Genomic DNA, 12,648 nt, shown 5'->3' with positions numbered 1-12,648 from the left:
GGGTCAGTGCCTTCCGCTCTGGGTGATCCGCGGGGTCATCGGGACGTGCACGGGACTGGACGGCATCACCGGCGCGAGAGGCATCGGCGCCTGGCCCTCGTCGATCCCGTTCAGGTCCGCGATCACGCTCTCGTCCGCGTTCTGGTAGCTCTGCGCCATCGCCTTCAGACCGTCGGCGATTCCCTTCAACGCCTCCGGCAGGCCCTTCAGAACCTCAAGGGTGTCCTTGCTGTACTTCAGGTAGCCCTTGTCGCCCTCGGCGAACTTCTTGCCCGACTCGTCATTGCCCCACGGGTGCTGCGCCTCCAGCGACGGCAGGAAGGCACTCAACGACCGGTACAGATTGCCCACCTGCTCCGACGCGGCCAGCATCGGCGACACCGCCGCCTGGTACTGCGAAGGATTCACCTGGAAGCCCGACCCGGCGTTCCCCGAACCGCCGCCGTCCGCACTTCTCTTGTGGACCGTCGCCGCGGTCCGCTCCGACGGCGCGGCTGCCACGCCGCGCCTCATCACCGACGCCGCCTGCAACGGTTCGACAGGAATGCCCGCCGTCGGCCGCTCAAACACCTGCCCCGCCTGCAACGGTTCGACGGGGATGTCGGCCGTCGCCTGCTGCATCGGGATGCCGCGTTCCATCGGCTCCAGCGGAACGCTCTCGGTCACCAGGTGTGCGGCGTGGACGGGTTCGGTCCGCGCCTCGGTCTCGTACGAGGCCTGCTCGTCGTTGCTCATCGGGTTCCTTCGTCAGTACGGGGCGACGGCTGCGCGCGGTCAGTCCGCGGCGGGGGCGGCCAGCCGGGAGAGGGCGGCGCGCAGGAACGGGCTGGGCACCTGGAAGCCGCCCTCTTCGCGCAGCGGGGCCCGCTGCGGCGCCGCCGCCTCGCCGCCCGCGGCGGATGCCGCGGCGTCCGGTGCGGCCTCGGGGACGTCGCCGTGCCCGCGCCGGGCGGCGGCGCTGCGCGAACGCTCCAGGTAGGCGTCGTCCGTGCCGGCGGGCGTCTCCGTCGTTGCGGTGGAGGTGTCCTGACGGATCGTCGACCCGGCCGTCGTCGTGGTGTCGGCACTCGCAGTGCCGGTGCCGGTGCCGGTGTCGGCCGCCGCGCCACCGCCGAGCAGGACGCCGGCCAACTGGCTGATGACCTCGTTCTCGCTCGCGGGGCCGGCGGGGGCCGCCTGGGCGGCGACGGGCTCGGGCCCGGCGAAGGTGCCGTCGGCGTGGGCGTTGTCGAGCCAGCGGCGGCGGGCCCGGTGCCAGTGACGGTCGCGCGGGTCGACGTCGGTGGCCTGGCCGAGGATGCCCGCGTCGCCGTACAGCTCCTCTTCGTCCTCGCCCTCGCCGCCGAACCGGGTGGGGCGGACGAAGCGGTGGCCGTTCTTGCCCTCCTTGCCGCCACCGCCGCGGCCCGCGCCGCCCATACCGGGCATGTGGCCGCCGGCGCCCATGCCCGCGGTGCCGGTGGCGCCGCTGCGACCGGCCGTTCCGCCGGCGCCGCCGCCCACGCCACCTACGCCGCGTCCGCTCGCGGTGCCGAGGCCGAACGGGCTGCTGCCCGTCCCGCCGAACGGGGCGAGGCTGCCGTGGGCGGCGCTCCCCCCGGCGATGCCGAGCGAGCCCAGGGCGCTGCCCAGGCTGCCGGTCGAGCTGCCGCCGGGGCCACCGCCGCTGCCGAGGCCGACGCCGAGACCGGAACCGATGTTGGTGCTCGGGGTGTAGCCGCCGCCCGACACGCCGGTGCCGAGGTCGCCGAGGCCGGCCAGGCTGAGCGAGCTGCCGGAGCCGGTGGAGAGCGGGGTGAACACGGCGCCGCTGCCCCCACCGGAGCCCGAACCCGAACCCGAGCCGAAGTCGGGCATGCTAGGGGTGAACGGTGTGAAGGGCGCCAGGCCGGAGCCGCCGCCGCTCCCGCCCGCGCTGCCGCCGGAACCCGAGAACCCGTCGACGCCGCCGACCGGTCCGAAGCCGCCGAACGACCCGGCCCCGCCGAACGATCCGCTGCCGCCCGAGGCGCCGGGCGCACCGACCGGCCCGATCCCGCCGAAGGATCCCGTACCGCCGGCGCCGTCCGCACCGCCCGCGAGCCCGACGCCGCTGCCGTCCACGCCGGGCAGCGAGAAGGCGGACGGGTCGGCGGAGCCGCCGAGCGCACCGCCCGGAACACCGCCGAGCGCGCCGCCCGGAACACCGCCGAGCGCACCACCATTGGCGCCCACCGGGCCGAGCAGGCCGCCCGGCACCGCCCCAGCGGTCCCGGACATCGCGCCGGGAACCCCGCCCACGCCCGAACCGCCGTTCGCGGAGGTCCCGTTGAGCGCGCAGGTCTGACCCATGCCGGCCATGTCGGTGATGTTCCCGGCGCTCTTCCGGAGCATGGTGTCGATGTTGTTGCCGACCTGCCCGATGTACTGGTGGTACAGGGTGACGGCCTGCTTGACACCTTCGGACTCCGCGATGTCGTCGTGCTTGCCCGCCGGGTTCTGCTCCATGTAGTCCTTGGCGTATTGGAGTTCGCGCACCATCTCGGTCTTGGTGTTGGTCACCGAGTTGGCGGCGCCGCCCAGCGATTCGGCGACGGCACGTCCGGACAACAGCGTGGTGGTGACGTGCGAGCCGTCCCCGCCGGCGAACTTCTGCAGGTACTGCTGGAAGCTGTCGGCGGCAGGGCCTGACATGCTGGCCAGCGCCAGGTTGGCGGCCTCGACGATCGCCTTGACGTGGGTCTCGGCCACCTCGTTCCAGGCTTGCCAGGAGGCGGCGAGCTCGGCGAGCAGGTCCTCGTCGCCGTCGGGGAAGAGGATGTCCCCGCCGCTCTCGTTGCTCTGGAGGGTCTTGAGGACTTCGGCGAGGTCGGCAGGCAGCTCGATCATGACGGGAGGGTCTCCGGAGAAAGGCAGTCGGGTTCGGAGCAGATGGCCGGCGCCACCGGACAGTCGGGGTGGCGCAGCCGGTGGCCGGGCGGCCTTGGTGCGGAGCGGTGCTGACGCGCGGTGCCGGCGGGCCGGGGCCGTCAGACCATCGGCCCGATCCAGACCCCGTCCGGTCCGACGAACGGGTTCGGCGGGTTGTAGTCGAGCGTGGGCGCGTCCGGGTCGTGGTACTCGACGCCGGGGTCGGTGTTGCCGAGCGGCTCGACGGCGGGCGGCGGGGCCAGGACGGACGGGTCCTCGATGGGCCGGTGCCCGATGTGCTGCGGCGTGGCCTGCACCATCGGCTGCGGCTCGAGACGTCGCCCCTCCATCATTCGCGGCCTGAGCTCCTCCATCGGCTCCGTCCCGAGAAGTCGCCCGTGCACCGCGTACGCCGGCGTGGCCTGCGCCGTTCCGCCGGTGGTCAGGCCGGCCAGTTGGGGGCCGACAGGCATGGTGCCGGTGTCGGCGATCCGGCCGATCGAGGTGGCATGTTCGTCGTCGTTGGTGCGGTGCCGGGCGACCATGCTCTGCAGGTTCTCCCCCACCGCGGTGGCGTTCTGCAGCAGGGTCCGGATGCCTTCGAGGACCTGTTCCTGGTGTTGGGCGAGGCCGCCGACGGAGGATCCGCTGCCCTGGAGTGCCTTGCCGAGCAGGTCGGTTCCGTAGACGGATTCCTGCACCTGCTTGACCGCGGCCGACAACTTGTTGGCCGGCCCTTTCAGTTCACCCAGTAGTCCGAGGATCTTCTTGGCCGCCGCCTCGACCTCGCCGAGGTCGATCCATACCGTCTGGTCCGCCACCTGCACACCCTCCCGCACTCCACTGCCCCCGGTCGGCGCGCCCTTGCACCGGCGGCCCGCACCGGGCACGCCGAGGTCCCGGGGCCGAGGCAGCCCGGACACGCCGTGCCATGCCCGCACCGGCCCATGTCGTAGCCACCCTAACTCGCTGCTGGGAGCGCTCCCACCGGCGCGGGCGTGCCGGGGCGACGATGCGTCACCCCGGCACCATTTTCACGGAGCATCAAGTCGCGACAGGGACCGGAAAGCATGCATCAGGTAAATTCACGGCATGAACCCGTAAGGGGAGTGAAGAACGGAAGTGTCCAGTCCGGGTCGATCGTGAATGCTCTGCGGATAATCCGCGTCAGAGCGTGACCGCCCCGGTCGGAGTGACGATCCGCAGGCCCGCGTCGTCGAGCTCGATCGCCAGCGGAGTCCCGTCCAGCACTGCCTCGTTGAGCAGAGTCGCACTGGACAGGTGCCACAGCCGCAGGGTGCCGGCGGCGTCCCCGGCGGCGAGCAGCGCCTCGCCGTCGAACTCGCGGCCGACCACCGCCCGGACGGCCGCCCCGCCGCCGGTCAACTCCGCAGTGCGGCTGCCGTCCTGGACGTCCCAGAGCAGCACGGTGCCGTCGGCGGCGCCCGCGATCACCATCGGGCGGCCGCCGATCTGGGCGAAGGACAGCACCTCGGCGGGGCCCGGGAGGCCGGCGCAGACCGGGCCGGCCGCACCGCTGCCGGCGTGCCACAGACGGACCGTCAGGTCCTCGCCGGCGGTGGCCAGGATCGGCTGGCCGCTCGCCACGGTCGCGGCCAGCGCGGTGAACGGGCCCCGGCCGGTGGCGAAGCGGCGGTGGCCGGCGCCGGTGGCGGCGTCGCGCACGGCGAGCACGCCGTCCCGTCCGGCGGAGGCCAGCAGCGGCTGCTCGCCGGGGGTGAAGGCGATCCCGGCGACCGGCCCGGCGTGCGGGACGGGCAGCGGGTGGGCGGTGCCGTCGGCGAGGCGGTGACTGCGGACGGCGCCCGCGGCGGTGCCGCACACCAGCAGGTCGGCGGTGAGGTCGAGGGTGTGGACGGGGCCGCCCTCGCCGGCCAGGTCGAGGAGTTGGCCGCCCGTCGCGGCGTCCCACCCGGCGACGACGCCGTCGCCGAACCCGGCCACCAGCACCGGGCGGCCGTGCAGCGGGCCGGCGGCGAGCGCGGTGAGCGGGCTGCCGGGGCGCCCGGCCGGCACCGCCGTGGCGGCGGGCTTGCCGGTGGCGGCCTCCCAGACGGTGATCCGGCCGGTCTCGTCGCCGGTGTACAGCACGTCCTCGATGGCGGCGAGGGCGGTGAGCCACTCGCCGGCCGGCCAGCCGTGCAGCGGGCGGCCGTCGTAGACGTCCCAGGTGCGGACGGTGCCGTCGAGCGCGCAGGAGGCCAGCACGGGGCGGTCGGCGAGGGTGGTGAAGGCGAGGCCGGTCACGGTGCCGGTGTGGCCGTCGAGTTCGGCGACCGACTGGCCGGTGGCGAGGTCCCACAGGCGGATCCGGCGGTCCTGGCCGGCGGAGGCGAGGACGGCCTGGTTCTCGACGGTGAGCACGGCCAGGGCCTGCACCTCGCCGCGGTGGCCGACCAGCAGGTGCAGCTGCTCGCCGGTGCCCGCGTCCCAGACCCGGACGGTGCCGTCGGGGGACGCCGCGGCCAGCAGGTCGACGCCGGCGCAGTGCGCGGCGCGCAGCGCGGTGGCGCCGTGGCCGCCGATGGACAGGGTGCCCAGCACCCGGCCGTCGTCGGCACGGACGGCCCGCAGGTCGCCGGACTGGCCGGCCGAGAACACCACCGGGATGTCCCGGCAGACCAGCGCGGCGACGGCCTGGGTGCCCTCGCCGCCGGTGGTGCCGTGCACCACGTGGCCGGTGGCGGCGTCCCAGACCTGCACCGAGCCGTCGGTGCTGCCGACCGCGAACAGCGAGCGCCCGCCGGCCTCGCCGAGGGCGACCGCGGTGGGGGCCAGCCCGGCGTCGGCGTCCGAGCCGCCGAGCGGGGCGGCGTCGTCCAGCGCGGTGAGGCCGAACGCGCCGTCGGCCTCGACAAGCGCATACGCGGCCCGGCCGGCGACGGTGCCGACGGCGGCGGCGCTGCGGGCGGTCCCGGCCGACGGGTCGGTGCGGGCGAGCGCGGTGGCCAGCGCGGCGGGGTCGCCGGGCTCGCCGAGGACCTGGTCGAGCAGAGCGCCGAGCACGGCGGCGGAGGCCGGGACGGGCTCGGCGGTGCCGTCGGTCCACTGCCGGTCGGCCTGGCCGGGCTGGCCCTGGACGGTGAGCCGGCGCGCGCCGGCGGAGGTCTCGACGGGGGTGGCGGCCGGTCCGGTCCCGCCGAGCACCCGGCGGATCAGCGCCGGGTCGATCCGCCCGGTCCGCTCCCGGTCCTCCCGGGTGGCGCGGAACCCGCCGTCGGCGGTGATCAGCAGTTCGGCGCCGCTGCCGTCTTCCAGCCGTACGGTTCCTGACATGTCGTCACTCCTATTTCGGTGCAGGGAGATTGGGAGCCTCGTGGATCAGCAGAGGTCTTCCGGTACGAGGGTCGCGTGCACGGCGTCGTGCAGCCGGTGGGTGCGGGAGCTGCGGAACAGCGCGGGGCGGTAGCCGGCCCGGCGGAAGCCGATCGCGGCGCCTGTGAGCTGGCTGGGCATGTTGTCGGCGGCGGCGTAGGCGTCGATCCGGCGCAGGCCGATCCGTTCGAAGCCGAAGCGGCAGACCAGCCGCAGGGCCGCTTTGGCGGTGCGCAGCCTGCGGTGTTCGGGCAGCAGCCAGATGGCGACCTCGGCACGCTCCTGCTCCGGGTCGAGGTTGACCAGCTCGGCCCACCCGACGGGCTCGCCCGCGTCCGCGGCTTCGACGGTGAAGTACGCGGCGCGGCCGGTCTCCCACAGCATCGACGGGATCTCGGCCAGCCACTGTTCGGCGGCGGCGGTGTCCCGGTGCGGGACCACGGCCTGCAGGAACTCCCGTACCAGCGGGTCGTGGGTGCCACGGTGCACGAGGGCCGCGTCGGTGGGGCGCGGTCTCCGCAGCACCAGCCCGTCGGCCGCCATCGGTTCGTCCCGCACTCCGGCGAGCGCCAGCATCGCTCCCCCTGTCCGTCTGCTCGGACCGCCCTCCCCGGGCCGCCGGGCGTACCCTCCCCCGCCGCTCGACCGTCCGTCAAGTCAACCATGGGCGTCGGGCGTTCGTGCACGTCAGCGGGACGCCGGCCGACCGTGGGCGGGGCCGCGCAGACTCTGTCGCGGGGTTCGCCGCTCCACGTCCGCCGCCCACCCGGCCCGCTCGTTCGCGTACTCCTCGTGGTGCGGCCGTGCGGCGGTGCGGCGGTGCGGGGAGCAGCCCGGGCAGCGGCTTGTGACCCATGGCGAATCCGTGCGTGTCAGATCGAGGTGCCCGTGGCCGGAGACAGGGCCGCTATGGTGCGGCTCAGGTGCCGAACCAGCGTGTCGGTGGCAGCGGCGGGGTCGCGGGCGAGGGCGGCCTGCTCCAGGTCTCCGTGTTCATCAGGAGCCGAGCGGTCGGGGGTGTGGTGGCTGGCCAGACGGCGGGCCATCTCGCTCGCCGTCCACAACCGGTCGAAGGTCTCCAGCAGGATGGAGTTTCCGCAGCCTTCCAGCAGCGTGCGGTGGAAGCCACGGTGGGCCTCGGCCCAGGCGTCGCTGTAGTACTCGCCCTGTTCGGGGTCGAATTCCGCGGTTCGCGCCAGTCTGTGGTGCGCGGCGCGCACGCGAGTCTCCCATTCGAGGTCGCCGCGCTCGATCGCCATGCGCAGCATGTCCGGTTCGACGGTCAAGCGGGCCTCGGTGAGCTGCTGCCAGCGGCGGTCGGAGAGGGCCGGTGTAGCGAAGCCGCGGTTGGGCAGCCGGGTGGCGAGCCCCTCCCCGACCAGTCGAACCAGGACTTCCCGCACCACGGCCAGGCTGACACCCTGCTGCTTCGCCAACTCCTGCGGCTTGAGGGGATCCCCGGGAGCGAACACCCCGTGCAGCACGTCCTTGCGAAGCCGGTCGTAAACCCGTTCGGAAAGCATCTGCTTGCCCGCCCGGTCGGGGCCATCGGTCGTCTGCATCACGGCTACAGTCTATGAGCGACCGGCAGTGGGCGCGGGGGGCGGCCATGACGGAAAGTGGCGGCAGAACGGGCCCAGGGCCCGCGTGATCATTGAGCTCCCTACGCTCTGTGATCTCGAAGGACGACTGTGCCCGCGCTGCCTTCTTGCCTGCTCGAACCCGCCTGGGGCCGGTTCAGGGCCCTGCTGCCCGGTCGGACCGAGTTCGACCCCGGCCATCCGCTCGGCTGCCATCGGCAGCGCATCCCGGACCATGTCGTGTTCGACCGCGTCGTCCAGGCGCTGGTCCACGGCTCCGGGTACGAGCGGATCTCCTCGCCCGGATGCTCCGACCGCGCCATCAGGCACCACGTCAAACTCTGGGCTCAGATGGGAATGACGCGGAGTCTGCACCGGATCGACCTGAGGGCTTCCGACCGCGTGATCGGTCTCGACCTCGGCGACATCCCGGTCGACGGCTGCATCACCAAGGCTCCGTCCGGCGGGGAGAAGGCAGGACGCTCGCCCGTCGACCGGGCGAGCAGGGGCTGAAGCGCTCGGCCGCCTCCGACGCATGCGGGGTCCCGCTGGGGATCGTGTCCGACGGCGTGCACTGCCACGGCTCACCACTGCTCGGCTCGGCCCCACCCCGGTAGTGGCCGGGGAGCAGGCCGGCAAGCGCTGGGCGATCGAACGCACTCATGGATGAACGACTACGGCAAGCTCCGGCGCCGCATTGGGAGAAACGGCGAGGTCGTGGACTTCCACCTCCGCCTCGCCGCCACCTCGTCACGCTCCGCACGCTCATCAGGCGTTCGACGAGCCGCTACCGCCGGGACGGCCGCTCCACCACCCGACGCCTCACGTGATCCATTTGTCGGTCGGTCCACCTGAAAGCAAGATAATCGATTATCCTTGCTATGATCTAATATCTGAGGAGCCTGCCCCAGTGAAGGGGAATGATCGATGAGCGTCAACGACCCGTTCGCCCGCCGCCCCGGGGCGGCGAACTTCACCGTCACCAGCACGATCGTGCCCGAGGGTGCGGCCCTGCGCCCCGGGCAGATGTCCGCCCGTCTCCCCGGCGGCAAGGACGCATGCCCGCAGCCGTCCTGGAGCGGTGCCCCCGGGGGCACCGGAATCTTCGCCGCGACCGTCCACGCCCCGGACGCCCCGACCGGCTTCTGGCATCGGGCCGCGGCCGGCATCCCCGCCACAGTCGCCGGGCTCCCGGAAAGCGCCGGCGACGATGCCGGTTCGGGCCTTCCCGAAGGCGCCATCCGGCTGCCGGACGACGCCCGCGCGGCCCGCCTCCTCTGCACCGCAACGCCCGCCGGCCACGGCCCGCACCGCTACTTCGTCGTGGCGCACGCGCCGGACCTCGAACACATCGGCATCCCGGCCGAATCCACACCGGCCCATCCGGGCTTCACGATGTCCGGCCACGCCCTCGGCCGGACGATGCCGACCGCCACCGCCGAACCCCCGAGCCGAGAGCCGTACACATGAACATCACAGCTGTCCGCGAGATCAGCCTCGCCGTCAACGCGGCCCACCGGTTCATCTACCTCGTCCCGGAATCCGCCCAGCAGGCCGCCGATCTCGGCGTGACCGACCGCGCACCGGCCTACTTCGCGTTCCGCTCGGCACCGATGGGCGCGGTCGCGTGGCAGGTCACTCTCGCGACCTTCTACAACTTCAGCCCTCGGGCGGTGCGATCGATGACAGGCGTATGGGACGCCGCGCCGCCCGAGCGGTGGCAGGCCGCCCGCTACACGGCCGCCGAGCACGCGCTACGGCGCGCCGGAGTGGACCTGACGAGCGATCAGATAGCCGAGGCGCGATCGCTGATCGACCCCGTCGTCACCGCCGCCGACTACGCCGGCAAACCGCTGGCCGCGGCCAACGCATCCGTCCCCCTGCCATCCCACCCGCTGACCGCACTGTGGCAGCAGGTCACCGTGCTGCGCGAGTGGCGCGGAGACGCGCACCTCGTCGTCCTCGCCGGCAACCGCCTCGGACCGTGCGACTGCAACGTCATCCACACCGCCACCGGCCGGCTCCCGACGCCGATCGTGCGCGCCACCCGGCAATGGGACGACGGGGAATGGGCAGCGGCCACCGAACGCCTCGTCACCCGCGGCTGGCTGGAGACCGACGGGACCGCGACCGACGCGGGCACCGCGGCGCGCGAGCGGATCGAGGTCGAGACCGACGAACACTGCGCCGGGCTCTGGGCGCCGATCGGCGCGACCGGCGCCCGCCGCCTGGCCGAGCTCCTCAAGCCCATCGACGAGGCGTTCACTGCGGCCGGGACCTACGCGCAACTGAGCTGATCACGATCCATCCGCGAGAAGTGGGCGCCACGGCGATCGAACACCGGGAAGGTGGCGAGCTCTCGATGTGGTGGAACTTCATCGGCCGCACCCACGACGAGATCGCCGAGGCCCGCCGCGACTGGAGGCAGGGCGACCACTTCGGCGACGTCCACGGCTACGACGGCCACCGCCTCGCCGCCCCCGAGCTCCCCCCGCTCCCTGAAACCGCGCGGACGGGCGCGCTGACCTGCAAGTACTCCCCCATCGAGGTACGCGTGAAGGGTCGCAGGAACGACCGGCCAGGAAGCACCGCACGATGGCCGCGCCGACCGCCCTACGACCCCGCAGCCTGACTGAGACGCGTACCCCGCAAGGCGCGTCCGGTCTCACGTGTGACCGGGTTTCACAGGGTCCGGCTGTATCAGTGCTGACCTCCACCCCCATATGGAGGGAGCCGGCCGCTACGGCGGCCCCGCCAACCTCCCCCACGAGCGCCGAGTGGCACCGCCCGGGTCCGAAGGTCCGCGCGCGCGACGGCGGCACCGCCCGGACGGCCGACCACGCCGGCGATCTCCCCGCCGGGCACGCCGGGCACGCCGGGCAGCGTGCTCGGGAAGGCGGAACGCCTCGGCGGCTCGACGCCGAGGGACGCCCGGCCCAGGAACCAGCAGGGCGGCGCCGGTGCACCGCCTGGCGCCGTTCCGTGTCTCCCGCGCCGGTTTCTACGGCGCCCGCCCCTCCGGCCGTGAGCGCTACATCATGTCGCTCGGGGTGAGCCCGGGCAGCAGCCAGCTCTGGAACAGCGCCAGCACGGCGAGCACGAGGAACGCCACCCCGGCGACCCGGGCCAGCAGCGGCCCGCGTCGCCACAGCTTCTCCAGGAAGATCACCACCGCGATCCCCGCCATCGCCGCCACGTTCATCACGCCGAGCGGCACCAGCACCACCATCAGCGCCCAGCAGCAGCCCAGGCAGTACCCGCCGTGGTGCAGCCCGACCCGCAGGTCCCGCAGCGGCGGCCGGTAACCCGCGTAGCGCATCAGCTGCGCCATCGGGCTGCGGCAGTGCCGCAGGCACACGTACTTCAGCGGGCCCAGCTGGTACAGCCCGGCCAGGGCGAACGCCGCCGCGCCGATCCACTTCCCGGCGTCCGGATCGCGCTCGACCAGGTGGCCGGTGAGCGCGAGGCCGGCATACGCGAGCAGCCCGAACGCCGTCCACACCAGCAGATAGCCGCCGAGGAACTCCGTCGTGCGTACCACCCGCTCGGCGCCGCTCGACCGCCGGCCGATGGCGCGGGCCCAGGTCACCGCCACCGGAGCCACCGAGGGCAGCATCATCGCGGCCGTCATCGCCAGCCACAGCACCAGGAACAGCGGCAGCGCCATCCCCATCGTGCCGGGCTCGATCCCCATGCCCCGGGCCTGCCCGACCGTGAACAGCCAGGCCAGGGCCGCGATCACCACGATCAGGCCCCAGGCGAGGGCCAGATCCCTGACGGGCATCAGCACCCCGGTGCGCAGCGGCTGCTTCTCCACGGTGACGGTACGCATGCTGCTCTCCTGCCTGGTCCTTCCAGGACAGCACACGTGCGCCGACGGCAAAACCCGGTCGCGATCCCGCGCGGCGACACACGGGACAGCACCGATCACGGGCGGCGGGCCGCGCAGGGATACCGGGCGATGCCGAATTGGTGCACGCTGGAGATGAGGCCGCTCCGCCGACGTGGCCTGCGGGCTTTCGTGCGGACAGCCCCGTCACTCCTGGAACCGTGCGACAACGGGGGGTGAGGAGGTCGGAGAGATGACCGACGTGACCACCAGCCCGGCCTGGCACCTGGTCGGCGACTGGTTCGACACCTGCAAGTGCGCCATACCCTGCCCCTGCACCTTCGCCCAGCCCCCGACCGAGGGCGACTGCGAGGGCGTGCTCGTCTGGCACATCCGTGAGGGCCGGTACGGGGACGTCCCGCTCGACGGGTTGAACTTCGTGATGCTCGGGTCCTTCACCGGCAACATCTGGGCGGGTGCCGCCACGGACTCGCGTGCCGCCTTCTTCATCGACGAGCGCGCCGACGACCAACAGCGCGCCGCACTCGGCACGATCTTCAGCGGTCAGGTGGGCGGGTGGCCGAAGCGGTTCGGCGAGCTCACCACGACCGAGGTGCGCGGCATGGATGTCGCCCCCATCACCGTTGAGATCAGTGACGACCTCGGGGCGTGGAGCGTCGAGATCCCCGGCCGGGTCACCGCCCGCGCCGAAGCCCTCACCGGCCCCACCACCCCCGAGGGCGGACGCGTGCAGGTCCACAACGCCCCCGGTGCCGAGGTCGGGCCGGGCCGGATCGCCACCTGGGGTCGCGCCACCACCGACCGTGCCGACGCCTTCGGCTTCAGCTGGAACCGCAGCGGCAGATCCAGCAAGCATTTCCCGTTCGACTGGATCGGCCCTGACTGAACCGCCGACTTGTACGGCTGGATTCGCCCCGCGGACTCACCGGCGGAACCACCCCCTGACGTCGCGCACGCCAGGCCGGCGAAAGCCGCCACCGTCGGTCACCGCCG

10 protein-coding genes and 2 pseudogenes are annotated in these 12,648 nt (G+C 73.3%); 5 read left to right on the top strand and 7 right to left on the bottom strand.

Going from position 1 to position 12,648, the window contains the following annotated elements; all coding sequences use genetic code 11:
* Window positions 1-3 precede the first annotated feature (3 nt).
* The 6 genes from OG335_RS36150 to OG335_RS36125 form a co-directional block, all read right to left on the bottom strand.
* Window positions 4-735: a hypothetical protein gene (locus OG335_RS36150; protein WP_405009655.1), complete on the bottom strand. Its 732-nt coding sequence runs from the start codon at window positions 733-735 to the stop codon at window positions 4-6.
* 39 nt (window positions 736-774) lie between these two features.
* Complete coding sequence (locus OG335_RS36145; RefSeq protein WP_405009656.1) at window positions 775-2,868, bottom strand: hypothetical protein; 2,094 nt, start codon at window positions 2,866-2,868, stop codon at window positions 775-777.
* A gap of 140 nt (window positions 2,869-3,008) precedes the next feature.
* Window positions 3,009-3,710 carry a WXG100 family type VII secretion target gene (locus tag OG335_RS36140; RefSeq protein WP_405009657.1) on the bottom strand — a complete coding sequence of 234 codons (702 nt, stop codon included), beginning with the start codon at window positions 3,708-3,710 and terminating at the stop codon, window positions 3,009-3,011.
* A gap of 346 nt (window positions 3,711-4,056) precedes the next feature.
* A complete protein-coding gene (locus OG335_RS36135; RefSeq protein ID WP_405009658.1) occupies window positions 4,057-6,186 on the bottom strand; it encodes a WD40 repeat domain-containing protein in 2,130 nt (709 codons plus the stop codon).
* A gap of 45 nt (window positions 6,187-6,231) precedes the next feature.
* Window positions 6,232-6,801, bottom strand: a complete 570-nt coding sequence (locus OG335_RS36130) for a GNAT family N-acetyltransferase (RefSeq protein ID WP_405009659.1) — start codon at window positions 6,799-6,801, stop codon at window positions 6,232-6,234.
* A gap of 296 nt (window positions 6,802-7,097) precedes the next feature.
* Complete coding sequence (locus OG335_RS36125) at window positions 7,098-7,787, bottom strand: GntR family transcriptional regulator (protein ID WP_405015305.1); 690 nt, start codon at window positions 7,785-7,787, stop codon at window positions 7,098-7,100.
* A 129-nt stretch (window positions 7,788-7,916) separates the two neighbouring features.
* Between OG335_RS36125 and OG335_RS36120 the strand changes: the two are divergent.
* The 4 genes and pseudogenes from OG335_RS36120 to OG335_RS36105 form a co-directional block, all read left to right on the top strand.
* Window positions 7,917-8,635: pseudogene (locus OG335_RS36120) on the top strand (IS5/IS1182 family transposase).
* 97 nt (window positions 8,636-8,732) lie between these two features.
* On the top strand, window positions 8,733-9,275 hold the full coding sequence (locus OG335_RS36115; protein WP_405009660.1) for a YbhB/YbcL family Raf kinase inhibitor-like protein: 543 nt from the start codon (window positions 8,733-8,735) through the stop codon (window positions 9,273-9,275).
* Complete coding sequence (locus tag OG335_RS36110) at window positions 9,272-10,102, top strand: SCO6745 family protein (RefSeq protein WP_405009661.1); 831 nt, start codon at window positions 9,272-9,274, stop codon at window positions 10,100-10,102. The genes OG335_RS36115 and OG335_RS36110 overlap by 4 nt, the downstream gene beginning before the upstream one ends.
* A 56-nt stretch (window positions 10,103-10,158) precedes the next feature.
* Window positions 10,159-10,330, top strand: a pseudogene (locus OG335_RS36105) (pirin family protein); the annotation flags it as partial.
* A gap of 506 nt (window positions 10,331-10,836) precedes the next feature.
* Here the strand turns inward: OG335_RS36105 and OG335_RS36100 are convergent.
* On the bottom strand, window positions 10,837-11,637 hold the full coding sequence (locus tag OG335_RS36100) for a DUF2182 domain-containing protein (protein WP_405009662.1): 801 nt from the start codon (window positions 11,635-11,637) through the stop codon (window positions 10,837-10,839).
* A 250-nt stretch (window positions 11,638-11,887) separates the two neighbouring features.
* Between OG335_RS36100 and OG335_RS36095 the strand changes: the two genes are divergently transcribed.
* On the top strand, window positions 11,888-12,541 hold the full coding sequence (locus OG335_RS36095) for a DUF1326 domain-containing protein (RefSeq protein WP_405009663.1): 654 nt from the start codon (window positions 11,888-11,890) through the stop codon (window positions 12,539-12,541).
* The last annotated feature ends 107 nt before the right edge of the window (window positions 12,542-12,648 follow it).

The organism is Kitasatospora sp. NBC_01539 (assembly GCF_045040525.1).
Taxonomy (GTDB): Bacteria; Actinomycetota; Actinomycetes; order Streptomycetales; family Streptomycetaceae; genus Kitasatospora.
This window is presented reverse-complemented; position numbering and strand designations above follow the sequence as displayed.